23 protein-coding genes and 3 tRNA genes are annotated in these 26925 nt (G+C 64.9%); 8 read left to right on the top strand and 18 right to left on the bottom strand.

Features of this window, described 5'->3' with window-relative positions:
• Positions 1-89: 89 nt before the first annotated feature.
• From lepB to BJI69_RS16215, 7 genes are all read right to left on the bottom strand, one after another.
• Positions 90-992: a signal peptidase I gene (gene lepB / locus BJI69_RS16245; RefSeq protein ID WP_046966792.1), complete on the bottom strand. Its 903-nt coding sequence runs from the start codon at positions 990-992 to the stop codon at positions 90-92.
• Positions 993-1067: 75 nt separating this feature from the next.
• A complete protein-coding gene (lepA, locus tag BJI69_RS16240; RefSeq protein WP_046966791.1) occupies positions 1068-2858 on the bottom strand; it encodes a translation elongation factor 4 in 1791 nt (596 codons plus the stop codon).
• Between the two features lie 130 nt (positions 2859-2988).
• Entirely contained in the window at positions 2989-4398 is a 1410-nt protein-coding gene (locus BJI69_RS16235; RefSeq protein WP_244465227.1) for a Do family serine endopeptidase, read from the bottom strand.
• A 127-nt stretch (positions 4399-4525) separates the two neighbouring features.
• Complete coding sequence (locus BJI69_RS16230; protein ID WP_046966789.1) at positions 4526-5182, bottom strand: sigma-E factor negative regulatory protein; 657 nt, start codon at positions 5180-5182, stop codon at positions 4526-4528.
• A complete protein-coding gene (rpoE, locus tag BJI69_RS16225) occupies positions 5179-5775 on the bottom strand; it encodes an RNA polymerase sigma factor RpoE (protein ID WP_046966788.1) in 597 nt (198 codons plus the stop codon). The genes BJI69_RS16230 and rpoE overlap by 4 nt, the downstream gene beginning before the upstream one ends.
• Before the next feature lie 144 nt (positions 5776-5919).
• Complete coding sequence (locus BJI69_RS16220) at positions 5920-8463, bottom strand: putative bifunctional diguanylate cyclase/phosphodiesterase (protein ID WP_342016336.1); 2544 nt, start codon at positions 8461-8463, stop codon at positions 5920-5922.
• Complete coding sequence (locus BJI69_RS16215; protein ID WP_046966787.1) at positions 8460-8942, bottom strand: hypothetical protein; 483 nt, start codon at positions 8940-8942, stop codon at positions 8460-8462. The genes BJI69_RS16220 and BJI69_RS16215 overlap by 4 nt, the downstream gene beginning before the upstream one ends.
• A 146-nt stretch (positions 8943-9088) precedes the next feature.
• On the opposite strand from BJI69_RS16215, the gene BJI69_RS16210 reads away from it, so the two are divergent.
• Positions 9089-11146, top strand: coding sequence for a 3-hydroxyacyl-CoA dehydrogenase NAD-binding domain-containing protein (locus BJI69_RS16210; protein WP_046966835.1), 2058 nt, complete (start codon positions 9089-9091; stop codon positions 11144-11146).
• A 161-nt stretch (positions 11147-11307) separates the two neighbouring features.
• Here BJI69_RS16210 and BJI69_RS16205 read toward each other — a convergent pair whose 3' ends face one another.
• The 5 genes from BJI69_RS16205 to BJI69_RS16185 all read right to left on the bottom strand — a co-directional run bounded on the left by BJI69_RS16205 (position 11308) and on the right by BJI69_RS16185 (position 16456).
• The gene (locus tag BJI69_RS16205) at positions 11308-12039 is read right to left on the bottom strand and encodes a DUF2058 family protein (RefSeq protein WP_046966786.1); all 732 of its coding nucleotides are present in this window, start codon (positions 12037-12039) and stop codon (positions 11308-11310) included.
• A 24-nt stretch (positions 12040-12063) separates the two neighbouring features.
• The gene (locus BJI69_RS16200) at positions 12064-12276 is read right to left on the bottom strand and encodes a SlyX family protein (RefSeq protein WP_046966785.1); all 213 of its coding nucleotides are present in this window, start codon (positions 12274-12276) and stop codon (positions 12064-12066) included.
• Positions 12269-13618 carry a UDP-glucose dehydrogenase family protein gene (locus BJI69_RS16195; RefSeq protein WP_046966784.1) on the bottom strand — a complete coding sequence of 450 codons (1350 nt, stop codon included), beginning with the start codon at positions 13616-13618 and terminating at the stop codon, positions 12269-12271. Before BJI69_RS16195 ends, BJI69_RS16200 begins: the two co-directional genes overlap by 8 nt.
• A gap of 126 nt (positions 13619-13744) precedes the next feature.
• Positions 13745-14530, bottom strand: coding sequence for an FKBP-type peptidyl-prolyl cis-trans isomerase (locus BJI69_RS16190; protein WP_046966783.1), 786 nt, complete (start codon positions 14528-14530; stop codon positions 13745-13747).
• 165 nt (positions 14531-14695) lie between these two features.
• Positions 14696-16456, bottom strand: coding sequence for a cation:proton antiporter (locus BJI69_RS16185; RefSeq protein ID WP_046966782.1), 1761 nt, complete (start codon positions 16454-16456; stop codon positions 14696-14698).
• A 205-nt stretch (positions 16457-16661) separates the two neighbouring features.
• On the opposite strand from BJI69_RS16185, the gene BJI69_RS16180 reads away from it, so the two are divergent.
• The 3 genes from BJI69_RS16180 (at position 16662) to BJI69_RS16170 (ending at position 16970) form a co-directional block, all read left to right on the top strand.
• Positions 16662-16737, top strand: a tRNA-Ala gene (locus BJI69_RS16180).
• Positions 16738-16748: 11 nt separating this feature from the next.
• Positions 16749-16824 (top strand) — tRNA-Glu (locus BJI69_RS16175).
• Between the two features lie 69 nt (positions 16825-16893).
• A tRNA-Asp gene (locus BJI69_RS16170) sits at positions 16894-16970 on the top strand.
• 101 nt (positions 16971-17071) lie between these two features.
• On the opposite strand, the gene BJI69_RS16165 is transcribed toward BJI69_RS16170, so the two are convergent.
• Positions 17072-17548 (bottom strand): DUF1249 domain-containing protein, encoded by a 477-nt coding sequence (locus BJI69_RS16165; RefSeq protein WP_046966781.1) that lies wholly within the window; start codon positions 17546-17548, stop codon positions 17072-17074.
• A 27-nt stretch (positions 17549-17575) separates the two neighbouring features.
• The gene (gene ppsR, locus BJI69_RS16160; protein WP_046966780.1) at positions 17576-18391 is read right to left on the bottom strand and encodes a posphoenolpyruvate synthetase regulatory kinase/phosphorylase PpsR; all 816 of its coding nucleotides are present in this window, start codon (positions 18389-18391) and stop codon (positions 17576-17578) included.
• Positions 18392-18580: 189 nt separating this feature from the next.
• Between ppsR and ppsA the strand changes: the two genes are divergently transcribed.
• Positions 18581-20953, top strand: coding sequence for a phosphoenolpyruvate synthase (ppsA, locus tag BJI69_RS16155; RefSeq protein ID WP_046966779.1), 2373 nt, complete (start codon positions 18581-18583; stop codon positions 20951-20953).
• A 66-nt stretch (positions 20954-21019) separates the two neighbouring features.
• Here ppsA and BJI69_RS16150 read toward each other — a convergent pair whose 3' ends face one another.
• From BJI69_RS16150 to BJI69_RS16135, 4 genes are all read right to left on the bottom strand, one after another.
• Positions 21020-21787: a DeoR/GlpR family DNA-binding transcription regulator gene (locus BJI69_RS16150; RefSeq protein ID WP_046966778.1), complete on the bottom strand. Its 768-nt coding sequence runs from the start codon at positions 21785-21787 to the stop codon at positions 21020-21022.
• The gene (locus BJI69_RS16145) at positions 21784-22404 is read right to left on the bottom strand and encodes an HAD family hydrolase (protein WP_046966777.1); all 621 of its coding nucleotides are present in this window, start codon (positions 22402-22404) and stop codon (positions 21784-21786) included. Before BJI69_RS16145 ends, BJI69_RS16150 begins: the two co-directional genes overlap by 4 nt.
• A 14-nt stretch (positions 22405-22418) precedes the next feature.
• Positions 22419-23540: an MFS transporter gene (locus tag BJI69_RS16140; RefSeq protein WP_046966776.1), complete on the bottom strand. Its 1122-nt coding sequence runs from the start codon at positions 23538-23540 to the stop codon at positions 22419-22421.
• 100 nt (positions 23541-23640) lie between these two features.
• The gene (locus BJI69_RS16135; RefSeq protein ID WP_046966775.1) at positions 23641-23883 is read right to left on the bottom strand and encodes a hypothetical protein; all 243 of its coding nucleotides are present in this window, start codon (positions 23881-23883) and stop codon (positions 23641-23643) included.
• Positions 23884-24179: 296 nt separating this feature from the next.
• Between BJI69_RS16135 and lexA the strand changes: the two genes are divergently transcribed.
• From lexA to BJI69_RS16120, 3 genes are all read left to right on the top strand, one after another.
• Entirely contained in the window at positions 24180-24806 is a 627-nt protein-coding gene (gene lexA / locus BJI69_RS16130) for a transcriptional repressor LexA (RefSeq protein ID WP_046966774.1), read from the top strand.
• Positions 24807-24808: 2 nt separating this feature from the next.
• Positions 24809-25438 carry a translesion DNA synthesis-associated protein ImuA gene (gene imuA, locus BJI69_RS16125; protein ID WP_046966773.1) on the top strand — a complete coding sequence of 210 codons (630 nt, stop codon included), beginning with the start codon at positions 24809-24811 and terminating at the stop codon, positions 25436-25438.
• Between the two features lie 73 nt (positions 25439-25511).
• Positions 25512-26921: a Y-family DNA polymerase gene (locus BJI69_RS16120; protein ID WP_046966772.1), complete on the top strand. Its 1410-nt coding sequence runs from the start codon at positions 25512-25514 to the stop codon at positions 26919-26921.
• The last annotated feature ends 4 nt before the right edge of the window (positions 26922-26925 follow it).

Below are 26925 nucleotides of genomic sequence, written 5' to 3'. Positions count from 1 at the left end.
GACGGGGCGCGCAAGGCGCCCCGCAGCGGAGATTACCTTGTCCGGGGCGTACCGCAACGCCTTGCAGCGTGACGGACACCACCGTTCCGTCAGTGGATGACCTTGCCCATCCTGGAAAAGTCGAGCCAGCCATTCCCGGGACCGCGCCAGGCGAGCCAGACGAAGAACGCCTTGCCGACCAGGTTGGACTCGGGCATGCAGCCCCACCAGCGGCTGTCGGTGCTGTTCATCCGGTTGTCGCCCATGACGATGTAGCAGCCCTTGGGCACTTCCGACGGCACCGACGCATTGGGGATGTCCTGCGGCATGTTGTAGGCCGGAGTCAGGGCGATCGTGTGGTTGATGCTGCCCAGGTGCTCGGTGTAGAGCTTGGAGCCATAAGTCATCAGCAGGCGATCTTCGACCCGGGTCATGCTGCCCTTGAACGGACCGATCTCGTCGGCTCCCACGCGCTCGCCGTTGATGTACAGCTCGCTGCCGCGGGTTTCGATGCGGTCGCCCGGCAGGCCGATCACCCGCTTGATCCAGTTCTCGCTGGGCACCGGGGCGTGCGGATCCTGGCAAGTGATGTCGCCACTGCGGATCGTCTTGCCGCTTTCGTCCTGGCAGACATAACCCGGGAAGCGGAACACGACCACGTCGCCACGACGGGGCTCGCCGTTCTCGACCAGCTTGTTGTTGAAAGCCGGCATGCGCAGGCCGTAAGCGAATTTGTTGACCAGAATGAAGTCGCCCACATCCAGCGTCGGCATCATCGAGCCCGACGGGATACGGAACGGCTCGGCCACGAACGAGCGCAGCAGGAGCACGACCAGGATCACCGGAAACAGTGAGCGGGCCCAGTCGACCGGCCACGGCTCGGGCTGCTCGGCTCCCAAGGCTTCGGCGCGGGCGCGACGCGCCTTGACCAGGAAAAGGCGATCGAACAGCCAGACCACGCCGAGCAGGACGGTCAGAGCCAGGAGAATCGCCGAAAAATCAAATGCCGCCATACCATCTCCATCAGTCGTGTCGAGGGGCCTTGCGGCCCGGTCCGGCGCATCCGGCGCCGGCTTTCCATGTTTCGCTTACTTGTCCTGCCTCAGCACGGCAAGGAAGGCTTCCTGGGGAATTTCCACGCTGCCCACCTGCTTCATGCGCTTCTTGCCTTCCTTCTGCTTTTCGAGAAGCTTCTTCTTTCGCGAGACGTCGCCGCCATAGCACTTGGCGAGGACGTTCTTGCGCAGTGCCTTGACCGTCGATCGCGCGATCACCGCCGCGCCGACCGCGGCCTGGATGGCCACGTCGAACTGCTGGCGAGGGATCAGATCCTTCATCCGCTCGACAAGTTCCCGGCCGCGACGGTCGGCGTGCGAACGATGCACGATCAGGCTGAGCGCGTCCACGCGATCGCCGTTGATCAGGATATCGACACGGACGAACGGGCCCGGATCGAACCGCTCGAGGTGGTAATCCATCGAGGCATAGCCACGGGACACCGACTTCAGGCGATCGAAGAAGTCGAGCACCACCTCAGCCAACGGCAACTCGTAGGTCACCTGCACCTGGGTCGCCAGGTACTGGATGGAGCGCTGCACGCCGCGCTTCTCTTCGCACAGCTTGATGACGTTGCCGACGTAGTCACCCGGGGTGAGGATGGTGGCAACGATGATCGGTTCGCGGATTTCCACGATCTGCTGCGGTGGCGGAAGCTTGGCCGGGTTGTCCATCTGCAGGACCGTGCCGTCCGTCTTGGCCACCTCGTAGACCACGGTCGGTGCCGTGGTAATGAGGTTGAGATCGTACTCGCGCTCCAGACGCTCCTGCACGATCTCCATGTGGAGCATGCCGAGGAAGCCGCAGCGGAAGCCGAAACCCATCGCCTCGGAGCTTTCCGGCTCGAAGAACATCGCGGCGTCGTTGAGGCGCAGCTTGTCCAGCGCCTCGCGCAGGGCCGGGTAATCGTCGGCCGACACGGGGAACAGGCCAGCGAACACGCGCGGCTTCATCACCTGGAAGCCAGCCAGCGGCTCCGATGCGGGCTTGCCCGAATGCGTCAGCGTGTCGCCGACGGGCGCGCCATGAACGTCCTTGATCGATGCATTGATCCAGCCCACCTCGCCTGCGCCGAGGCGGTCGAGCTTCTTGCGCTTGGGGGTGAACACGCCGACGTCGTCGACCAGATGCGTACGGCCCGTCGACATGACCAGGATCTTGTCGCCCGGACGGATCTCGCCCTGCATCACGCGCACCAGCGACACGACGCCCAGGTAGTTGTCGAACCAGGAGTCGATGATCAACGCCTGGAGCTTGTCGGTGTTGCCCGCCTTCGGCGCCGGAATGCGATGAATGATCGCCTCGAGCACCTCGATGACGTTCTGGCCGGTCTTGGCGCTGACCGGGATCGCGTCCGTGGCGTCCAGGCCGATCACGGCCTCGATCTCGGCCTTGGCTTTCTCGACATCCGCCGTGGGCAGGTCGATTTTGTTGATGACCGGAATGACCTCCAGGCCCTGTTCGATCGCCGTATAGCAGTTGGCGACCGACTGCGCTTCGACACCCTGCGCAGCATCGACCACCAGCAGTGCGCCTTCGCAGGCGGACAGTGAGCGACTCACCTCATAGGAGAAGTCGACATGCCCCGGGGTATCGATGAAATTGAGCTGGTAGGTCTTGCCGTCGCGCGCCGTGTACGGCAGCGAGACCGACTGCGCCTTGATGGTGATGCCGCGCTCACGCTCGATCGGATTGTTGTCGAGGACCTGCGCTTCCATTTCGCGCTCGGTCAGACCCCCGCACAACTGAATGATACGGTCGGCCAGGGTCGACTTGCCGTGGTCGATATGGGCAATGATGGAGAAGTTGCGGATAAGTTCCATGGAGCGCCGTGGTCACGTTCACCATCGCTCGCGGCGCGAACGACGCGCGCCAGCCCTCGGGACCAGCGCGAATCAAGCATTATCGCATGGAAGGCCACCCACCGCCGACCGGCAGGTGGCGCTGTGTTCGTCAGCGATCGCTGGGGACCGTAACACCGACGAATCGCGTGGAGTCCTCTCGACGGACCAAAAGCATCGCGGTATCGCCGGACGCGATGCTCCTGGCGGCGTCCCGGAACGCCGCGGCGCTGCCGACCCGTTTCTGGTTGACCATGAGGATGACGTCCCCAGGCCGCAGTCCGGTATTCGCTGCGGCCGGACCCGACACCTTGCTGACCACCACGCCTTCGCCGGCCTTGAGGCCGAGTTCCGACCGTGTCGACGCGTCGATATCCTGCACGGCAAGGCCCAGGGCAGCGGCCGATCCGCCACCTGCCCCATCCTCGCCTTGTGCAGCCGAGGCCAGCGCCGCCTTGTCGCGTGGCAATTCACCGACCTTGACCTCGACCGACTGCTTCTTGTGGTCGCGGAGGAATTCCACCCTGGCCGTTGAACCGGGCCGGGTGATGGCCACCAGTGGCGGAAGGTCCGGGGCCTGGGTGACTGGCGTGCCGTTGAAAGACAGGATCACGTCGCCCTGCTTCAAACCGGCCTTGTCGGCGCCACTGCCCGGGGTGACCTGGGCGACGAGCGCGCCGTTGGAATCGGGCAGCGCGAGGTTCTTCACGAAGGGGTCCACGGGCTGCACGGTCACGCCCAGCATGCCACGCGAGACATACCCCTTCTCCTTGATCTGCTGGACGACGTTCATCGCCACGTCGATGGGGATCGAGAACGACAAGCCCTGGTAGCCACCGGAGGTGGAGTAGATCTGCGAGTTCACGCCGATCACCTGACCCTGCAGGTTGAACAACGGACCACCGGAATTGCCCCGGTTGATCGGGACATCGGTCTGGATGAACGAGGTGTAGGGCTGGTCGCTACTGCCCAGGTTTCGCCCGACTGCACTGATGATGCCGTGGGTCACGGTGGCGTCGAGGCCGAAGGGAGAGCCGATCGCCAGGGCCCACTGGCCGCGCTTCACACTGCGCGAGTCGCCGATGGTGACGGCGGGCAAGGCACTGGCATCGACCTTGAGCAGGGCGATGTCGTACTGCGGATCCTTGCCAACCACCCGGGCCGTGAACGTTCGACGGTCCTGCAGGCGAATCTTGACCTCATCGGCGTCGTCGACGACATGATCGTTGGTGAGGATGTAGCCATCGGCGGAGATGATGAAGCCGGAGCCCAGCGAGGTCTGCTCGGGTGGCTGCACGGGTGCCCCCGGCATGCCGAAGAAGCGGCGCAACAGCTCCTCCTGATCGTCCTGCCCGGCACGGCCGCCTTTCGCCTTTTTGTGGGCGCCTGTCGTCCTGGCCTCGACATGGACGACCGCCGGGGCGTTCTTCTCCACGACGGTGGTGAAATCGGGCAGGCTCTGCGCTTGCGCGCCCGCCGTCGCCAGGACCAGTGCGCCGCCCAGCAGAGCGCGTGAATTCAACCAACCCATCCTCTTTCCTCCTTGTCAAAGCCACGGTTGCCCGTGCGTCGGGACGACCGCACGGATGGTTACGAATCAGGGATCGGGCGCGCCGGGGACGGTCGGCGCGCCAGGGTGACGCCGCGGCTCAGCGAGCCTGCGGCGCCGTGACCGGCTGCACATAACGGCTGCCGTCGGGACGGGTCAGCAGCATGTAGCCATTGCCTTCCGGGGCATCCGCGGCCCGGGCACGATGAATCTGGTACGGCGTGGAACGGGGAAGATAGGTCACACCACCCTCGCTCGAACTGTCGAATGCCGCCTTCTGGGTGAACTGGGACGCCATGTTGCTACCGGCGAGCCACTGCGGCGCCACCGGGGCGGCCGCAGGTTCCGGCGTGGCCTCGGCCACCTGGATATCGCCGGCGACCGGCACCTCGTGAGCGATCTCGGGTGCGCCGGAGCGATTACCTGCCGGCTGCGAGAGCATCAGCGCGGCGACGGCCACGCTGGCAGCGATGGCACCACCCGCCGACCAGTGCAGCCAACGACGACGCGGTGCGACGCCGGCAACCACCGACGCATTGCCTTCAGCCTCGATGGCCGCCATGACCCGATCGACGAAGTCATGCGAAACCGGCGGCATCGCTTCACCGCGCAGCCCTTCACGACCTGCGTGATATCGCGACCAGACGTCGGCGAGACCCTGATCGGCCTCCAGACGACGCAACAGGAAGCGGATTTCCTCCCGCGACAGCTCTCCGTCCATGCCGGCGGAGAGAATTTCACGATTGGCTTCACTCATGGATTGTGATCCTCGCGGTCGGAAAGAAGCGGCCGCAGTTTTTCGTCGATGGCTTCACGAGCCCTGAAGATACGCGATCGAACCGTGCCGATAGGACAGTTCATGATGGCGGCGATTTCGTCGTAACTCTTGCCGTCCACCTCGCGTAGGGTAATCGCGACCCGAAGCTCTTCAGGTAGGGCTTGGACAGTGGAAAATACGGTTTGTTCCACCTGTTCCCGCATCAACTCGCGTTCCGGGGTGGCGCTGTCGTGCATGCGCGTGGCGCCGGGCACGTAAACCGCGTCGTCCACATCGATATCCCCGGTGGGTGGGCGTCGGCCCATCGCCACCAGGTGGTTTTTCGCCGTATTCACGGCGATCTTGTAAAGCCAGGTGTAGAAAGCGCTTTCGCCGCGGAACGACCCGAGGGCGCGCCAGGCGCGCACAAAGGCTTCCTGGGCGATGTCCTCGCATTCGGTCCAGTCGTGCACATAGCGCGAGATCAACGCGATCACCTTGTGCCGGTACTTCCGCACAAGCAGGTCGAACGCGCGGCGATCTCCTTGCTGCACACGCTCGACAAGTGCTTGATCCAGTTCGTTTTCGCCCATCCGGGCCGTCTCCTCACATCATTCGGGGCCAGTCGCGGGCGCAGCTGAGACAAGCGCAGACCGGGCAAGTTCACTGCCCGGCCAACCGATCGTCCCGTGAAAATATGCGCAACCCGGCCTGAACCTCAAGTTCGACCCGGGCGATCAGGCGGTGACAGGCGCCCTGCCCTCGGTAATCACGCGCTCGCGCTCGGCCAGCAGCTTGTCGAAAGCCACCACCGGCAGCGGGCGGCAGAACAGGTAGCCCTGCAGCTCGTCGCAGCCGTTCGCCCGGAGGAACTGCAGGTGCTGCTCGATTTCCACGCCTTCGGCCACCACGCCGCGCTTGAGCCGGTGGGCCATGTCGATCGTCGCCCGGACGATGGCTTCGTCGTCGGGGTCCACGCCGATGTTGCGCACAAAGCTCTGGTCGATCTTGATCCGGTCGGCCGGCAGCCGGCGAAGGTAATCGAGGGAGGCCGCGCCGGTGCCAAAATCGTCGATAGCGATGTGGCAACCCATGGCGTGCAAGGCATCGAGCGTCTCGACCAGGTGCGGCACGGTCTTCACGCTAATGCTCTCAGTGACTTCGAGTTCGAGGCAGTTGGGGTCGAGGCCGGTGTCGGACAGGGCGGTGGTCACGACTTCGGCAAGGTTCTGCTGCATGAGCTGCACCGCCGAAAGGTTCACGCCCAGGCGCAAGCCCAGGCCGTAGGTGTCTTCCCAGGCCTTGGCCTGGGCGCAGGCGGTACGCAGCACCCACTCCCCGATCGGCACGATCAGGCCGCTGGCCTCGGCCAGCGGGATGAAGAACGCCGGGCTGATCATGCCCAGCTCGGGGTGTTCCCAGCGCACCAGCGCTTCCATGCCGACGATGTCTTCGGTGACCGCGTTGACCTGGGGCTGGTAGAACACCCGCAGCTCGTCGTTCTTCACCGCGTGGCGCAGGCGCGCCTTCAAGGCTACGTGCTGCTGCTGCGACGCGTCCGTGTTGGCCGCGTAGATCTGGTAGTTGTTCCGGCCGAGGCTCTTCGCACCGTACATGGCTTCGTCCGCATGCCGGAGCAACAGCTCGCCTTCCGTCGCATCGTCGGGGAAGAAGGAAATGCCGACCGAGACCGTGGCCTGCAGTTCCGAACCGTCGTCGAGACCGAGCGGAATCTCCATGGCCTGGACCACTTTCTCGGCAATGCGCAGCACGTCGTCGCGCTTGATGATGTGACGCAGGATCATCGTGAACTCGTCACCGGCGTAACGGGCGACCGTGTCGGAAGCACGGACGCTGGCGCGAAGCCGCTTCGCCACCGCGGTCAGCACCTGGTCGCCCACGGCATGACCGAGCGTGTCGTTGATGCTCTTGAAGCGATCGAGGTCGACCAGCAAGGTCGCGAAGCATTCGCCCGTCCGCTCGGCTTCCCGGATCGTCGTATCCAGGCGATCGTTGAACAGCAGGCGATTGGGCAACGCGGTAAGCATGTCCACGAGACCCCGCGCGCGGCCTTGCTCGCGTGCGCGCCGCAGTTCCAGCGCCGAGGCGAAGCGTGCCGCCGCCGCACGCAAGGCCGGCTCGAGCACGCGGCCATCGCTGGCGGAGCGGCGGCGCCCCGCCAGCAATGCGCCGAGCACGTTGCGGCGCTCGTCGAGCAGGGGCAGGAACGCATAGGAGCGCAAGCCGAGCGAATCGACCAGGGGATCCGCCACCGGTGCGCCGGAGGCGGCGCCAAGGTGCGAAAGCGTCTCGCCACCCAGGCAGGTTTTCAGCAACGGCAGATCGGCCGCGTCGGGCCACTCGACCAGGCCCGGACCGTTCCAGATGCGCGTCAGCACTTCCGGCCCGAACTCGCTCTCCGGCAGGGCCGACCAGACGGCGACCACGTCGAGTTCCAGCGCGTCGGCCAGCATGGCCCCCGCCTCGCCCATACCCTCATCGTCGCTGGGACAGGCGTCGAGGACGGACAGCAAGGACAACGCCCGACCTGCCATCTCGACGGCCCGAAGGTCGCGGAAGGCGACGGCGATGCGATGGGCGCCGCGATCGACGAGGTGGCGCACATCGATCTCACCGGCGATGTCGCTGCCGTCGAGCCGACGCAAGGTACACGACATGCCGTCCCCATCGGGGACCGGCCAGGCCAAGCCTCCCTCCATCGTGAACAGGTCGGTGAGCAACCGACCATGGACGGGACCGTCGCCACTCATCAGTCGATTCATGGCGCCGCCGCTCTCGATGACGCAGCCCTCGGGCGTGGACGCGACCACCCAGGCGGCACCTGCCTCGAACGCGAAGCGATAGTCCAGCCCACTCGGCTCGCTCGGAACGACGGGCGTGTCGCTACCGATCGCCGCGCGCACGCGCTGAGCCAGCTCGGCCGCGATAGCGTTTTCGCGCAACCAGTCGGCACTGTCGTCCGGGGCCACCCCGGGTGCCTCGCCAACGACGTAGACCACGGGCAACTGCGAATAGGCGGCGGAACCACGAAGGATGCGCAGACCCTGAGCCATGTCCGCCGTGCCATCCGCACCGATCACGGCCACGTGCAGTGGTGGCGCGTCGGCCAGCAAGGCTTCGAGCTGCGCCGCATCGCGGGCACTCAGCAGGACGAAATCGCCGTCCGCGTCGAGCGCGTCGAACACCGCGCGACGCACGTCGCGGCGTGGTGTGAAGATCAGTACGCCGCTGGGCACCGCACCCGACATGTGCGCGCTCAAACGACCCACCGGCCGTCGCGCAGGCGGGGTGCGGCGGAGCGCGCACGCCAGTCCGCGTCCACACGGATGATGTCGTCCTCGAAGGTCGCAAGCAGGGTCGGGCTCGCCCCCATCAGCACCACCCGGCGCACATGACCGGTCTGGGCACGCGCCAGTTGCCGTAAAAGTGCACCGTCGGTCGCGCTGGGCGGTCCCGGCGGCATGTCCAGCAGATAGACGCCGAAGTGCAGGCTCTGCGAGATATAGCGCAAGGCATCGCCCAGTCTCGTGCATCCGGGCACACGCATCTGCGCGTCGCGCAGGCTGGCCAGTCCTTCCGCGTGGCGCCACAGGTACACGGCCTGCCCCGTCCGCCGCGCGACCAGACGGAACTGGTCGATCAGCTGGTGGGTATCCCCGGCCTGCAACGCGACCAAGGGCCCCGACGCGGACAGAATGCGGTCGAAGACATCGGTTCCTACATGGGAGTCGGCGGGCATGGGCGACACATCGGCGGCAGTGGCGCGAAGTATCGATCCAATACGGGGCCGTACGCTAGGGACCGGACACCATACGCGGGGGTATCTCGCATTCGGCACGGCAGGAAGGTATGGTGATGCGCTTATTCGCCAGCGTACGACCCGCCATGTTCGAAGGACTCCGATTCAAGCACTGGAAGACCAACGTGGGCGACGACGGTATCGTCGTGCTCACTTTCGACCGCGAGGGCGCGAGCGCCAACGCGCTGTCGCGAGAGGCCCTCGATGAACTCGACACGATCGTCGAGCGCCTGGCCATTGAAAACCCGCGAGGGGTCGTCATTCACTCCGCCAAGCCTTCGGGCTTTGCCGTCGGCGCCGATATTCGAGAATTCGTCGAGTACGCGCAGACCGGCACGGTGCTCGCCAACATCGAGAACGGCCAGCGGGTCTTCGAGAACCTCGCCCGACTGTCCTGCCCGACGGTAGCCGCGATCCACGGCGCCTGCATGGGCGGCGGCACCGAACTCGCCCTTGCTTGTCGCCAACGCATCGCCGTGGACGACGATGCCACGAAGATCGGCCTGCCCGAGGTCATGCTCGGCATCCATCCGGGCTGGGGCGGCACCGCTCGCCTGCCGCGCCTGATCGGCGCGCCTGACGCGTTGCCAGCCATGCTCACCGGCAAGCCGTTCAACGCGCGTCGGGCCAAGGCTGTCGGCCTGGTCGACCGACTGGCACGCGCGGACGAACTGCTCGCCGAAGCCCGCCACCTGATCAAGCGCCCTCACCAGCGTCCTTTCGCGCAGCGCGCGAAGGCCTGGGCCACTAACACCCTGCCGGCGCGCGCGATCCTCGCCCCCATGGTGCGCAAGCAGACCGCGGCCAAGGTGCGCAAGGAACACTACCCCGCTCCATTCGCCCTGATCGATACCTGGGCGCGCGGCGGCTCCAGCATCCAGCAACGGCTCAAACTCGAAGCGAAGTCGGTGGCGAAGCTGGCCACCACGCCGACGGCACGCAACCTCATTCGTATTTTCTTCCTGCAGGAACGCCTGAAAGGCCTCGGCGGCGGCACCGACCACGGCATCAAGCACGTGCATGTCGTCGGCGCGGGCACCATGGGGGGCGACATCGCCGCGTGGTCCGCTCTCAAGGGCTTCGACGTGACCTTGCAGGACCGCGAACTGCGCTTTATCGAACCCGCGATCAAACGTGCCCGCACGTTGTTCGAAAAGAAGCTCAAGGCGTCAGCCAAGGTCGATGCTGCCGTGGGTCGCCTGCGCGCGGACGTCGACGGCAAGGGCGTTGCCGAGGCGGACCTCGCGATCGAAGCGATCTTCGAGAATCCGGAAGCCAAGCACGCGCTGTACGCAGCCATCGAGCCGCAGTTCCAGGCGGACGAGATCCTCGCCAGCAACACGTCCTCGATTCCGCTCGATGAACTGCGTCAGGGCCTGAAAGCGCCGCAGCGATTCCTCGGCCTGCACTTCTTCAATCCCGTGGCGCAAATGCCGCTGGTCGAGGTCGTGCGTCACGACGCGCTCGACCCAGCCATCGAGAAGCGCGCCCTCGCGTTCTGCAAGGCCATCGGCAAGCTGCCAGTGCCGGTGAAGGGCACGCCGGGCTTCCTGGTCAACCGCATCCTCATGCCGTACCTGATGGAAGCGATGCGCCTCTACAACGAAGGCGTGCCGGGTCCGGTGCTCGATCGCGAAGCAAAGAAGTTCGGCATGCCGATGGGCCCGATCGAACTGGCCGATACCGTCGGCCTCGACGTATGCGCTTCGGTCGGCAAGGAGCTCGCGCCGTTCCTCGGCCTGGAGATCCCGCACGGCCTGGAAGAAAAGATCGCCGCGAACAAGCGCGGCAAGAAGGATGGCGAAGGCCTGTACGTGTGGAAGGAAGGCAAGGCGGACAAGCCCGACGTGGATCCCGACTATGTGCCGCCGGCCGACATCCAGGACCGCATGATCCTGCCGATGGTCAACGAAGCGATCGCCTGCCTTGCCGAAGGCGTGGTCGACGATGCCGACCTGCTCGACGCAGGCGTGATCTTCGGTACCGGCTTCGCACCGTTCCGCGGCGGCCCGATCCAGTACGTGCGCACGGAAGGCGTCGCCGCCGTGCGTGAGCGCCTGGCGAAGCTGGAAGCGAAGCACGGTGTGCGCTTCGCGAAGAAGGAAGGCTGGGACAACCCGGAACTGACGTTGTCCCCGGCGTAGAAGCATCGCCGATGAATCGGCTCCCACAAAAAGCCCCGGCAGGTCCGGGGCTTTTTGCTTCTTGCATTCGGGGCCTGTTGCATTCGAGGCCTGCCTCGCAGGCGCTCGCTTCGTGCGGGAGCCGCTTCAGCGGCGATCCGTGCGTCAGCGCGGCACGCCCCTCACCACATCAAATCGTCCGGCACCCCATCGTCCGACTCGCTCACCGCGTTCGGATCGACCAGTAGCGCAATGAACTCCGGCGCCAATTCCTGCAGCTCCGAGATGACCCCCTTGTCGACGACAAGATAGCGACCACCCTGCTGCACGACGCCCAGTTCGCCCGCGTTGATCGCGACCAACTGGGCCGCATCCACGTGGACGCGGCGGATCTTCTCGCCATAAGGGAAATGACGAACCTGATCGGCATCGGCGAGGTTCAGGGCCTTCCCCTTCAGGAGTTCTTCGACCTTGCGCTTCCTCTCCTTGCGCAACCGGGCCTGCTCGGCCGCCTCGGCCTCGAGACGGCGACGCTCGGTCGCATCGGTCTGCGCGCGGATGGCGTAGGCCTTGGCCAGGTCGATCTCGCCGTCCGTACGCGGCGGACGAGGCTGTCCACCCGCACCGGGCTTACCGCCCTGCTGCGGTCGGCCACCACCCTGGGGCCGGTTGCCCTGCGGCGGACGGCCGCCTTGCTGGGGCTTGCCACCCTGCTGCGGCCGACCACCCTGTGCGGGCTTCGCACCCTGACGCGGATTGTTGCCCGCGTACGGCTGGCCGCTGCCGGCGGATGTCCGGCCGCCCTTGGCAGCATCGGAACTCGCTTGCCGCGGCGGTGCGGACGTCCTTTTTTCTTCGCGGACCTCCTTGACGAGGCCGCTCTTCAGTAACTGGTCGCGCAGGGACTCTGCCATGATCGATAAGGCTCGTTCGGTTATTCAGTAATGCGGCGGCGGGGGCTCGTTGGCGTTGTCGCTGCCAAGTCCCGCACGCATGTTCATGAGGTCGGAACGCAGGTCGCGCAACGCCCTCTCCAGTCGATCCAGTCGTCGGGCTATCTCGGTGTCTGCCGATGACAGCCCGTTGACCGTATCGTCGATGAAGGCGAGACGCATCTCGAGCTCCATCATGCGATCGTCCGTCTCAGTCATCGTGACGTCCCACCAGGCTGCGGCCGCGGCCGATGCCGTAATAGGCGATGCCGGCTTCCTCGACCGTGGCCGGATCGTACAGATTCCGGCCGTCGAAGATCACCGGGATCGTCAGCAGCGATTTGACGCGCGCGAAGTCCGGGGCACGGAACGCCTTCCACTCGGTGACGATCATCAACGCATCGGCACCGTCGATCGCCTCGTACGGACGATCGACCAGGCGCAGATCGTCACGCTCCCCGTAAATGCGGCGGGTTTCATCCGCCGCCTCCGGATCGAAGGCCCTTACCCGGGCACCCGCCTCCCACAGCTGCTCCATCAGGCGACGACTCGACGCCTCGCGCATGTCGTCCGTGTTCGGCTTGAAGGCGAGCCCCCAGAGCGCGATGGTCCGCCCTTTCAGTTCGCCGCCGAAGTGACGCGACAGGAGCGCGAACAGACGGGACTTCTGCGAGTTGTTCACCGCTTCCACGGCGTCGAGCAGCCGGGCGTCGTAACCGACCGCGTGCGCCGTGCGCGCCAGCGCCTGCACATCCTTCGGGAAACACGAGCCACCGTAGCCGGCACCGGGATAAATGAAGTGATAGCCGATGCGCGGGTCCGCGCCGATGCCCTGGCGCACGAGCTCCACGTCCGCGCCGACATGCTCGGCGATGTTCGCGATCTCGTTCATGAAACTGATCTTGGTCGCGAGCATGGCGTTGGCGGCGTACTTGGTCAGCTCAGCCGAGCGCTCGTCCATCACCACCATGCGATCGTGATTGCGGTTGAATGGCGCATACAGCTTGCGCAGCACGGCGATCGCTTTGGGGCTCGACGCACCGACGATGATCCGGTCCGGACGCATGCAGTCTTCGACCGCATCGCCTTCCTTCAGGAATTCGGGATTGGAGACCACGTCGAAGGGAATCTCGACACCTCGCGCCTGCAACCGCGCGGACACGGCTCCGCGTACACGATCGGCCGTGCCGACCGGAACGGTCGACTTGTTCACCACGACCGTATAGCGGTCAATGTTGTCGCCAATGGTTTTCGCGACGGCAAGCACATACTGGAGATCCGCACTGCCGTCTTCGTCCGGCGGTGTGCCGACAGCGATGAAGACCACCTCACCGTGGCCCACGGCGGGGACGGCATCGGTGGTGAAATCCAGGCGCCCGTCCCCGTGATTGCGGACGACCATCGGCTCCAGGCCCGGCTCGTAGATCGGGATGTCGCCGGCTTTCAGGCGATCGACCTTGCCTGCATCCACATCCACGCAGACGACATGGTTGCCCATCTCCGCAAGGCAGGTGCCGGTGACGAGACCGACGTAGCCGGTGCCGAAGATCGTGACTTTCATGGAACTCCCAGGGACATCAGGACCTGCTGTCGTAACGGTCGATTGTAGTCCCGGCTGGCAGCCAGGCAAAGAAAAAGGGCGCGGATCGCTCCGCGCCCTTTATTTTCTTACAGGTGCCGCGTGGGCTTACTTGCCGCCCGGAGCGCCGGCGCCCGGACCACCCGGACCCTGGCCGGCAGGAGCCGGACCGGTCTTGAGCAGCTCGACGTCGAAGATGATCGTCGCATTCGGCGGGAAGCCGTTTTCCGGCTTGGCGCCGTAAGCGATGTTCGACGGGATGAAGAGCTTGTACTTGCCGCCGGTCTGCATCAGCTGCAGGCCTTCGCGGAAGCCCGGAATCACCGCCTGGAGCGGGATCGAAGCCGGACCGGCAGGCTGATGGTCAGCCGACGCGTCGAACTTCTCGCCGTTCACGAACGTACCGGTGTAGTTGATCGAGACCATGTCGTTCGGGCCCGGACGTGCGCCGGTACCTGCCTGGACAACCTGGTACTGCAGGCCCGATGCCGTGACCTTCACGCCAGCGGCGCTCTTGTTCTTGGCCAGGAAAGCATCGCCTTCCGACTTGTTCTGGGCTGCAACCTTGTTGTACTCGGCTTCGGCCTTGACCTTCAGCTGGGCCACGAAGGCTTCGCGGACCGTCTTGGCTTCGGCTTCGGTCATGGTCGGCTTCTGGCCGGACAGAGCAGCCTGCAGGGCCTTGGCGACCGTAGCGGCATCCACTTCTTTCGCGACGAGCGGCGGCAGCGAGCTGGCAAGGTCCCAACCCACGACGTAGCTGGCCTTCTGCTTATCAACGGTGCCCGCACCAGCAGCAGCCGGCTTGGCTGCCTGGGCGGATGCGCCCGCGGCAGTACCCAGCGCAACCGCCAGGGCGACGGCCGTCATCGTGGGACGCAAAAATTGCTTCATTCGGTATTCCCTCTCTTGGAAAGATTCGGCGACGCCGCCGGTACACCTCCATGTGGAGGCGGAAACGCCATTGTGCGGTGGTTCGCGCCTTGCTTGCAATGACGTGGCGAGAGACAAGGTTTCACATGAAAAGTTCAGCAGCCTTTCAACGGAATGACGATTCGGTCACTCATCGTGTCCCGAACCGGGTTTTTCCAGGGTGTCCCGCAGGGCCGCCTGCAGGCGCGCGTGCACCTGTACCAGTACCCGCCAGAGCAGCCACACCAGGCCGATGCCGATCAGGACCAGCACCCCGGCGACCTCCCGCGGGGGCAGGATGGTGGACGCCAGGGCAGCCACGAGGAGGCCGAGGATCAACATCGCCACCACCGGGATGATGCGCCCGAGAACGGAGCGAATCCGGAAGGTGCGGCTGCCGAACCTGTCCGGAATGCTCAGCTCGGCCAGCAACATGCCCAGCGCCCCGGCCTTGCGGTAGGCCGCAACCACCATGGGCAGGGACATCAGCGCGGCGAACGACCAGGCCAGGCTCCGTCGCACCGTGGCGTCATCACTGAGCACGTCGACATGGAGGAAGCCGCGACGGTAGGCGAAGGCGACGATGACGAATACCGCGATCACCAGCATCATGTTGATGATCACGTGCCAGACCAGCCGGCGGATCATCTTCATCACGATGGCACCCTGCCCCTGCAGGCCGAGGTTCCCCATCCATTCGGTATAGGCACCGAACACGCCCGTGACGCGGGTGGGCAAGGCCCGGCCCAGGAAACTCGCCAGAGGATCGGAGGCGCGGATCAGATAGGGGGTGAGGAATGTGGTGATGGCCGACACCGCCACTGCCACCGGGTAAAGGAATTTACTGGTCACCTCGAGGGTGAGACCCAGTGACGCGATCACGAACGAGAATTCGCCGATCTGCGCCAGACCCATGCCCACGCGCAGCGATGTGCGGCCATCGTTGCCGGCGACGAAACTGCCGAAACTGCAGGTCACCACCTTGCCCACGACCACGGCGATGGTCACGATGGTGATCGGCCAGGCGTATTCCACGAGCAGTGCGGGGTCGATCAACATGCCGATGGCGACGAAGAAGATCGCGCTGAACATGTCGCGCACCGGCATGATGATCCGCTCGATGCGTGCCACGCTGTCCGATTCGGCCACGATCGCGCCGATCATGAAGGCACCCAGCGCCACGCTGTAGCCCATTTCGGTGACCAGCAGGCAGAAGCCGAAGCAGATGCCCAGCACGGCAATCAGCAGCACGTCGTTGCGGCTGACCCGCGCGATGTAGTCGACCACACGCGGCACCAGCAGCAGCCCCACCACCAGGGACACGGCCATGAACAGGCCGAGCCGGCCGATCGCCGCAAATGCCTGGCTCGCCTCCAGGCCGCCTGTACTGGCGATACCCGTGAGCAGGGCCATCAGGACGATGGCGAGCAGATCCTCCACGATGAGGATGCCGAACATCAGCTGGGCGAAGCGCTCACGCTTCAGGCCGAGGTCCTCGAGCGCCTTCATGATGATCGTGGTCGAGGAGATCGAGAGCATGGCGCCGAGGAAGATCGCGTCCATCGCCGACCAGCCGAAGAACCGGCCGATCTCGTAGCCGATCCACACCATCAGCACGATTTCGGCGAACGCCGCGACCAGCGCGGCGCCACCGACGGCGCGCAGCTTCTTCAGGCTGAACTCCAGGCCGAGCGCGAACAGCAGCAGGATCATGCCCAGTTCGGACAAGGTACGAATGGTTTCTTCATCGTGAATGAAGATCACCGGCAGCGTATGCGGCCCGATCAGCAGCCCCGCGATGATGTAACCGAGTACCACCGGCTGCCTCAGTCGCTGGAAGATCACGGTCGTCAGGCCGGCAACGAGCATCACCGTTGCCAGATCCTGGATGAAAACGATGCCGTGCATGCCTGCCCCTGTGTGTGCGAAGGGACAGGTTAGCGCGTGCGCAGGAACATGCGTACGGAATACGCGTCGACACTCACGCGCTCATCGTCACGCAAGTGCGCGCCAGCGTTCGTCATTCTCGAATTCGTGAAAATAATTTAAAAAAAACTGTAACGAATGCTTGACGAATTAGCGGGTCGGACGTAATCTTTGCGGCTTCCAGCAGGGGGCCATAGCTCAGCTGGGAGAGCGCCTGCATGGCATGCAGGAGGTCGCCGGTTCGATCCCGGCTGGCTCCACCAACTTCTAAGACGTCCCCATCGTCTAGAGGCCTAGGACATCACCCTTTCACGGTGGCGACCGGGGTTCGAATCCCCGTGGGGACGCCACTTTCTGGTCCGCCAGAGAGTGTTAAGGACGAAGAAGTTGGAAATGTTGGAAAGCTGGAACGTAAGTGTGGAGCGGTAGTTCAGTCGGTTAGAATGCTGGCCTGTCACGCCGGAGGTCGCGGGTTCGAGTCCCGTCCGCTCCGCCATTACTTCCAAAAAGAATCCCGCCATCTGGCGGGTTTTTTTTTGCTTCCATCTGGCCCGCTGCCGCGGGATCGCCGATGAATCGGCTCCCACAACGAGCGATTTAGTCGGTTTTGGTGTCGTCAAGACGCTCGAGCGTGCCGATCGAATGGCCCTGCTCGGCGAGGAATTCCAGCCAGCGGCTGAGGAATCCATTCATGCGCAGACGATGCTGGAGCACCGTATTCGCCGGCGGAAAGGGCCCGAGCACCTGCCAGAGCTTGCGCCCCGGGTGACAGTGCATGGCTTCGGCCACATGCGCATCGGTGTACATGCGCAACTGGGCCGATGGCGAAGGCTGCCCGGTAGTCTCGTCGACGAAGTCGTACGTGAGCTCGAGTTCCAGCGTGTAAGGGTGCTTTTCCTGCACGTCCAGGCGCACTTTCAGGCCGTCGTCCACGTCGGAGATGTAACGGCCCGGCGCCAGCCGCTGCGGCGCGAACAACCGTGCCAGCCGATGATAGTTCTCCGCATACAGCCCCATCAGGAAGCCGAAGCGTCCGGGGAGGAAGGCGGATGGGCGTTCGATGACGGCGGTCATGTCGGGCGAGGTTCTCCGTAAGGCTGTCTAGTACATGTGACGTTCGATGCCGAGGTACTCGAAAATCTTGCTCGAAATCTCCTCGATGGACGTATGCGTGGTGTTGAGGACCGGAATGTTTTCCCGCCGCATAAGGCGGTCGGCCTGCTCCAGCTCCCAGCGACACTGTTTCAGGGTCGCATATCGACTGCCCGGGCGCCGCTGCTCGCGGATCTGCGCAAGGCGGTTCGGGTCGATGGTCAGGCCGAAAAGGCGGCTTCGATAGGGGCGGAGACGGGTTGGCAGCTCCAGCTTGTCCAGGTCGTCGTCCGTGAGCGGATAGTTGGCGGCACAAACGCCGTAATGCAAGGCCATGTAGAGGCAGGTAGGCGTCTTTCCGGAGCGGGAAACGCCCACGAGGACCAGGTCCGATTCGTTGTAGTCGACGTCCAGGCCGTCGTCGTGCGCCAGGGCGTAGTTGGTGGCGTTGATACGCGCCTCGTAGCGCTCGAAGTCCACCAGGCCGTGTGACCGATTGACCGCACCCGACTGCTTGGTGCCCAGTTCGGCCTCCAGCGGGTCGATAAAGGGGGCGAACACGTCCAGCATCAGCGCGCCGCTGCCGGCGACGATGTCGCAGAGGGCGCGGGAGGTCATGGTGTTGACGACGATCGGCCGCTGGCCGTCCTGGGCGTACTTGGTCTTGATGCGCAGGGACGCCGCCTCGGCTTTCTGCGGGTTATCGATGAACGGCAGGCGGTGGGTGTCGAACTGGACCCCCTCGAACTGGGCCAGCATGCTGTTCCCGATGGTTTCGGCGGTGATGCCGGTGGAATCGGAAATGAAGAAGACGGTACGGCGCATCGGGGGGTTTCCCAGCGGTTGGTCCATGGACAAACCTTAGCGCAAGACGCCGCCATAACAAGCGACCCCGCATGATCCCTGAACGTTTGTGCATCGCGCCTTGTTTCTGCGGTGACAGGGACACGACAATGCGCGGATTTTCTAGCGTGGCCCGCCGCCATACCGACGAACCGATGTGAGGACTTTCCTTTGAGCGACCTGGTACTTTGGCTCGACGCGCTGCGCATGACCGACCTGGGCAAGGTGGGCGGCAAGAATGCCTCCCTTGGCGAGATGATCGGCAACCTGGCGAAACTGGGCGTATCCGTGCCGGGTGGCTTCGCCACCACGGCCGACGCCTTCCAGACCTACCTTGAAAAGAGCGGCCTCGCCAAGCGCATCCAGGAACGCCTGGCCACGCTGGACGTGGACGATGTCGACGAACTGGTCCGCGGTGGCAAGGAGATCCGCGGCTGGATCGTCGATACCGCCCTGCCCGCCGACCTCGAACAGGCCATCCGCGACGCCTACATCAAGCTGTGCAAGGATGCCGGCGCCGATGACATCGCCGTGGCCGTGCGCTCGTCCGCCACAGCGGAAGACCTGCCCGACGCCTCGTTCGCCGGACAGCAGGAAACCTTCCTCAACGTGGTCGGCATCGACGACGTGCTGCACAAGGTGAAGGAAGTCTTCGCCTCGCTCTACAACGACCGTGCCATCGCCTATCGCGTGCACCAGGGGTTCAAGCACGAGGACGTCTTCCTGTCCGCAGGCGTGCAGCTGATGGTCCGTTCGGACGTCGGCGCCTCCGGCGTACTGTTCACCCTCGACACCGAATCCGGTTTCCGCGACGTCGTCTTCGTCACCGGCTCCTATGGCCTGGGCGAAATGGTGGTCCAGGGCGCCGTCAATCCGGACGAGTTCTACGTGTTCAAGCCCACCCTGCGTGACGGCAAGCCGGCCGTGCTTCGTCGCAGCCTCGGCGCCAAGCAGCAGCGCATGGTCTATTCCAACGAGCCCGGCGAGCGCGTTCGCATCGAGGAAACCCCGGCCGAGCTGCGTCACCGCTTCTGCATCGTCGACGCCGATGTCGAGGAACTGTCCCGCCAGGCCCTGATCATCGAGAAGCACTACGGCCGCCCGATGGATATCGAGTGGGCGAAGGACGGCAATACCGGCAAGCTCTACATCGTCCAGGCACGCCCGGAAACGGTGAAGTCGCGTGGCACCACGACCACGCTCGAGCGCTTCCAGCTCAACGAAAAGAGCAAGGTGCTGACCGAAGGCCGTGCCATCGGCCAGAAGATCGGTTCCGGCAAGGCGCGTGTGATCCGCTCGCTGGCCGACATGAACAAAGTGCAGCCGGGCGACGTGCTCGTGGCCGACATGACCGATCCCGATTGGGAGCCGGTGATGAAGCGCGCCGCGGCGATCGTGACCAATCGCGGCGGACGCACCTGCCACGCGGCAATCATCGCCCGTGAGCTCGGCGTGCCGGCCGTGGTCGGTTGCGGCAACGCACTGGAGACGATTCCGGACGGTGCCGAAGTCACCGTATCCTGCGCCGAAGGCGACACCGGCACGATCTACGAGGGTCTGCTCAAGTTCGATCGCATCACCGCCGACCTCGGCGCGATGCCCGAAGCCCCGCTGAAAATCATGATGAACGTGGCCAACCCGGAGCGCGCCTTCGATTTCGGCATGCTGCCGAACGCCGGCATCGGCCTGGCCCGCCTGGAAATGATCATCGCCAGCCACATCGGCGTGCATCCGAAGGCCTTGCTCGAATACGCCAAGCAGGACCCGGAAACCAAGGCACGCATCGATGCGCGCATTTCCGGCTACAAGGATCCGGTCTCGTTCTATGTCGATCGCCTCGCGGAAGGCATCTCCACCATCGCCGCCTCGGTGTACCCGAAACCGGTGATCGTGCGCCTGTCCGACTTCAAGTCGAACGAATACGCCGGCCTGCTCGGCGGTTCGCGCTACGAGCCGCACGAAGAAAACCCGATGATCGGTTACCGCGGCGCGAGCCGTTACGTCGATCCGGGCTTTGCCGACTCCTTCGCACTCGAGTGCAAGGCGGCCAAGTACGTGCGTGAAACGATGGGCTTCACCAACGTATGGATCATGATTCCCTTCGTGCGCACGCTGGACGAAGGCCGCAAGGTGATCGAGGTGCTGCGCAAGAACGGCCTCGTGCAGGGCGAAAACGACCTCAAGGTCATCATGATGTGCGAGGTCCCCTCCAACGCCCTGATGGCCGACGAGTTCCTCGACATCTTCGACGGCTTCTCGATCGGTTCCAACGATCTCACCCAGCTCACCCTCGGCCTGGATCGCGATTCGAGCATCGTCGCCAACCTGTTCGACGAGCGCGATCCGGCCGTGAAGAAGCTGCTTTCGATGGCGATCAGCACGGCTCGCGCCAAGGGCAAGTACATCGGCATCTGCGGCCAGGGACCGTCCGACCACCCGGATCTCGCCGAGTGGCTGATGGAGCAAGGCATCGAGTCGGTATCGCTCAACCCGGATACCGTTGTCGACACCTGGCTGCGCCTGGCGAAGAAAAAAGCCGGCTGAAAGAAGGCTCCTACGAGGCTGAACGCCTGGTAGGAGCCGATTTATCGGCTCCTACAACAGCGGGTACTACATGTGCACGGTAACGCCCGCCGCGCGATAACGCGCCACCACGGCCGCCTCCGTATCCGAAGCGACCACCAGATGCGAAATACCCGTGATCGGCGCCGTGTGATGCGTCGCCGACGCTACCAGCTTGTCGGGCGTAGCGATGGCAACGGTCTCGCCGCTCGCCTCGATGATCGCCTGCTTGAACACCGTCTCTTCCTCGTCGTAGGTCCATAGCCCACGCTGAGGATCGATCGCACAAACCCCCGGGAAACACAGGTCCGCGCGAATGTCCTGGGCCTGGCGCACCGTGCGCGAGCCGATCGCACCGCCGATCGCAGGATCGAGCTTGCCGCCGAGCAAGATCACGTCGAAGCCCGGCCGACCCAGCACCGCCAGCGCGACATCGGGCGCATTGGTCACCACGGTCAGGTCGCTGTGATCGGGCAGCATCTTTGCCAGCACCGTGTTGGTGGAACCGGCATCGATGAAGAGGATCTGTCCTGTGCCGATGAGGCCAAGTGCCGTTCGCGCCAGCGCGCGCTTCAGTTCGGTGCGCTCGGCGTGGCGCTCGCCCAGGGGCGGTATGTTCACGGCAAGCAGGGCGCCGCCGTAGACACGGCGACACAAGCCCTGCGCAGCGAGGTCGCGCAGGTCACGGCGGATCGAATCTTCCGAGACACGGAACTCCTGAGCGAGATCCGCCGCGATGACCTTGCCATCGCGTTGCAGGCGCTCGAGGATCAGCTGCTGCCGCTCGCGCGGCAGCGTCGTATCCGGCACGTTCATTTAGGCAGGAACCCGAGCTTGATCAGTTCGGCACGCAGTTGGGCTGGCGTATGAAAATGAATGCCGTGGATTCCGAGGGCTTCGGCGGCCTCGACATTGACCTTGTTGTCATCGATGAAGATGGCGCACGTCGGATCGATGTCGTAGCGCTCGAGCAGGGTTTCGTAGAGCTTCGGATTCGGCTTGATCATGCCCTCCTCGCCCGACACCACGATGCCATCGAAGCAATCGAAGAAGGCATATCGCTGGCGTGCGATCGGAAAGGTCTCGTGCGACCAGTTGGTCAACCCATACAAGGGATGCCCCGCGTCCTTGAGCTCGCGCAGGATATGCAGGCTATCGTCGATGGGACCGCCAAGCGTCTCTTCCCAACGATGCTGGTAAGCGGCGATCAGGTCGGCCTGGGTGGGATGCTCGGCGCTCAGCAAACGAACGGCTTCCTCCCACGACCGGCCGGCATCCTGCTGCAGGTTCCATTCCGGCGTGGTCACTTCAGCGAGGAAGCGTTCCATGCCGGCTTCGTCGTCGCCGAACAGCTTGCTGTAGAGATAGCGGGGATTCCAGTCGACGAGCACGCCGCCGAAATCGAAGATGACTACATTGCGTTTGGAATGCATGCCTGACTCCTTGATCAGCGACGCGCAATGGATGCGCAGAGGGATACCACGATGAGCAGGCCCGCGACGCCGGCCAGGGCGACCGACAGCGTGCTGGCCTTGGCGACGAACCCGATGACCGCCGGCCCGGCGAGCATGCCGGCGTAACCCAGCGAGGTCACCGTGGCGATGGCGATGCTGGGCGATGTCCGGGGCAGCCGGCCGGCGGCACTGAACAGTACGGGCACGATGTTCGAGGCACCGATGCCAACCATGGCGAAACCAAGCAGGGCAACGGGCCCCCAAGGCAGCGCCGTAGCGAGGAAAAAGCCAGCAGCGGCGATCAGGCTACCGAAACGAACGATGTTGACCGGGCCAAAGGCGGCGGTGATGCGGTCGCCAAGCAGTCGTCCCACGGCCATGGCCACCGAGAACGCCGCGTAACCCAGGCCGGCCACCGATGGCTCGAAACCGCGCGAAAAGCGCAGGAACACGGCGCTCCAGTCGAGCATGGCGCCTTCGGCAAGGAACACCACCATGCACAGGAAACCGAGAAGGAAGACGGCAGCACCTGGCAGCCGGAACGGTGCGTGGGGCTCACCGGAGCCATCGTCGTGACGGACGAGGAAGTGCCTCCACTGCGTGGCGACGATGGCCAGTAACAGGATCGATACCGCGATCGCGCTACCTGTCAGGGGCGACCCCGTGTGCAACAAGGCCGCCATGCCAGCCGAACCGGCCAGTCCGCCCACGCTGAACAAACCGTGGAAACCGGACATCATCGGCCTGCCCTGCTGCTTCTCGACATCCACCGCGTGTGCATTCATCGCCACGTCGACCACACCCAGCGAGGCGCCGAAGAACAGCAAGGCCGCGCCCAGCCACCAGACGCTCGGTGCAAGGGTCAGTAACGGCAGTGCCAGGCAAACCAGCAAACCACTCACGCCGATCACGTCGCGGTGGCCGAAGCGATGGCTCAGGAAACCCGCCAGGGGCATGGCGATCACCGCACCGAAACCCATGCATAGCAGCACGAGGCCAAGCGTCGCGTCATCGAGGGCCAGGCGCGCCTTGGCATAAGGCACCATCGGTGCCCAGCTGGCCATGCCTATACCGGAAAGTAGAAAGATCAAACGGGTAGCGCGTACGGGATTCATGCAGATTCCGGGGACAAGGAATATGCATCAATGTACGTAAACATGCACAAACGTGCAACAAGAAATGCACGAATGGCGTCGCACCGGTCCCAAGGCGACGCTAGACCCAGTGAAAACCCTTGGCCATCAGGGCAGCCATACCCACGGCGACCGTGATAATCGCGCCGAACAGGAGGCGGAAATCCGTGCGGGCCTGGTAGCGGACGTCGCGGAATTCGGAACGGACGTCCTTCTGAAAGTCGCGCATCTCGCCTTTGAAATCACGCACCTCGGTACGCAGGCCACGAAGATCATCCTGAATATGCCGGGTGGTGGCCTCCAGCTGGGTAAGTCTATGTTCCATGGCGGCATCCTGCGTTGAGGATGGGGAGCATGCAAGCTGCCTGCATCCCGCGGGCTGAGGGGGAGATGTCGCGCTGGAGGCAGGGATGGCACTCATGGCAGTTCTCTGGGCCGCTCAGGCGGCTTATCCCGGGGTTTGTCCATGCTTGACCTAATCACACCCCATCTCTAGATGCCTCTGCCCTCGCCTTTGCGTAGGGGGAAACCGTACTGAGATAGGGCGACACACCCTTGAGACATCCCGTAATCGAAACTCCCCCCTTGCACCGCTTCCTCAGCATGTGTACAAATGTACGCATGTCGACACCTACCCTTACCGAGCGTCAGCAAAAGACCCTTTCCTTCCTGCAGGAATACCTGCAGACGCAGGGGCTTCCGCCGACACTGCGCGAGATCGCCGATGCCCTGGGCTTTTCCAGCCACAGCTCGGCACAGGCCTGCGTCGAGTCCCTGGTCCGCAAGGGCGTGCTGGAGCGCTCCCCGCAGCACCGCGGCCTGCGCCTGCCCGCCGGCCTGGCATCGAGCCTTCGTGGCCCTGCCGCCAACGAGCTGCCGCTGATCGGTCGCGTCGCCGCCGGTTCGCCCATCCTCGCCGAGGAAAACATCGAATCGCAACTGGAAGTCGACCCCGCGCTGTTCCGCCCGCGCGCCGACTACCTCCTGCGTGTCGTCGGCCTGAGCATGCGCGATGCCGGCATCCTGGATGGCGACCTGCTCGCCGTGCACAAGACGGCTGTCGCTACCGACGGCCAGATCGTCGTCGCGCGGCTGGATGACGAAGTCACCGTGAAACGCCTCAAGCACGACCGCAACCGCCTTCTGTTACTGCCTGAAAATCCCGACTTCGAGCCGATCGAAGTCGACCCCCGTCGCCACGCGTTCGCCATCGAAGGGCGTTACGTCGGCATCATTCGCAGGACCTGACCATGAACGCCATCGCTTCCCCGAATCTCGCTCAGGTGCTCGACCATCCCGGTATCTGGCGGCGTTCCGCCGATCGTCAGCCGCGCGTCCGCGCGCTGTCCACGGGCTGGACCTCGCTCGATGCGAAACTGCCCGGCGGCGGCTGGCCGCAGGGCGCGCTCAGCGAAATCCTGTTCGAGCACGACGGCCTGGGCGAACTGGACCTGGTCATGCCGGCGCTCGCCGCACTGACCCAGGAACACCGCCGGGTGATCTTCGTGGCGCCGCCTTATCTTCCGTATGCCCCCGCGCTCGCCGCCGCCGGTGTCGACCTGCGCTTCCTGCATGAAATCCATGCCGGCAGCACGGAGGCCGCATGGAGCATGGAACAGTGCCTGCGCTCGGGTTGCTGCGGCGCCGTGGTCGGCTGGCTGCCGGACATCGATTACCGCAGCCTGCGGCGCCTCCAACTGGCCGCCGAAACCGGCGACGCCTGCGCCATGATTTTCCGGCCGGCCACGCATGCCGAGCAGAACAGCCCGGCCGCGCTCCGTCTCAAGGTCAGCAACAGTGACGAGGCCACCTATGTGGATGTCCTCAAGTCGCGCGGTCTGCTGACCACCACCGCTCCGCTGCTGCGCATGCGGGCCTGATGGATCCCGTCATGACGCCGCGTTCCACACGCCGTCATGACGGACGCTCCGTCGTCGCCCCTCTTACGCAGCCATGCTTTGGGCCTGCCTCCGTTTTCCCGGCCTGGCGTTCTCCGCCGCCTTCGCCGCGACACCGGAGGCAGGCCCCTCCGCTCTCCTCGACGGCCACGCGCGCCAGCGCCTGATCGCCGCCGCCAATGAAGAAGCCGCGTCCCTGGGCGTACGCCGCGGGCAGAGCGTCGCCGCCGCGCGGGCGCTGTGCCCGGCCCTCGATGTACGCCCACGCGACCGCGACGCGGAAACCCGCCTGCTCGCCGGGATAGCGGCCTGGTGTTACCAGTTCAGTGGCCACGTCAGCCTGGCACCGCCCCAGGCGATCCTGATGGAAGTCGGGGCCAGCCTGCGCCTGTTCGATGGCTGGCCGGTACTCGCCGAACGCCTTCGTAGCGGCCTGCTCGAACAGGGGCATCCGCACACCATGGCAGCCACGCCCTTCGCTTCCGCCTCGTGGATTTTCGCCGCGAGTGCGGATGGCATGGTGCTGCCGGAACGCGACGGCGTGCTGCGCATGCTGGCTGCATTGCCTCTGGGCCAAAGCGGTCTTTCCGCCAGCATGGTGAAGTCGCTGCAAGCGATGGGCTTCCGCCGCCTGGAAGACATCTTCCGCCTGCCCCGTCCCGAATTGACCCGGCGCATCGGCCGCGACGGCGTCGCCTGGCTCGATCGCATCCGTGGCCAGTCGGCGCATGCCCTGCCCGCCTGGCAGCCACCGGCGAATTTCCAGCAGCGAATCGAATTCGACAGCGAACTCGATGGCAGTCAGCCCTTGCTGTTCCCCTTGCGTCGCCTGACCCGCGAACTGGCCAACCTGCTTGCGGCACGCGACGGCGGCGTGCAGCGCTTCACCCTGACACTCGAACACGCCCGCGGCGAGAGCACCCGTATCGTCGTCGCCATGGCTGCGCCCCAGCGCGAAGCCGAGCGTCTTTTCGAACTGGCACGCACCCGCCTCGAGCGGGCCACGCTACCGTCACCGGCGCGGGCAATCGAACTCGTCGCCGACGAGTTGCCGGTCTTCCGGCCACCCCTGCGCGACCTGTTCGAACCCGTTCGTGGTGATGGGCTCGACTGGCCCACCCTGGACGAGCGACTGCGTGCGCGCCTGGGCGACGCGGCGTTGCGGCAGATCGCGCTGGTCGCCGACCATCGACCCGAGCGTGCCATGCGCTATGGCACGCCCGGCCCTGTCGTTTCCTTGCCGCGTCGGCGCCGCCCCCTCTGGCTGCTGCCTCGTCCCCTGCCGATGCGGCCGGATCCGGTTGCCGTCCTTGCGGGCCCCGAGCGCATCGAAAGCGGCTGGTGGGACGGCGCCGACGCGCGTCGCGATTACTACATCGTGCGCACCGCGGAAGGACAGCAGGCGTGGGCCTACCTGCCACCCGGCACCCTCGACGGCTGGATGCTGCACGGCTGGTTCGCCTGAGCTC

It is taken from the genome of Luteibacter rhizovicinus DSM 16549 (assembly GCF_001887595.1).
Classification (GTDB): Bacteria; Pseudomonadota; Gammaproteobacteria; order Xanthomonadales; family Rhodanobacteraceae; genus Luteibacter; species Luteibacter rhizovicinus.
The sequence above is the reverse complement of the archived record's forward strand: the minus strand, read 5'-3'. Positions and strand labels throughout refer to the sequence as shown.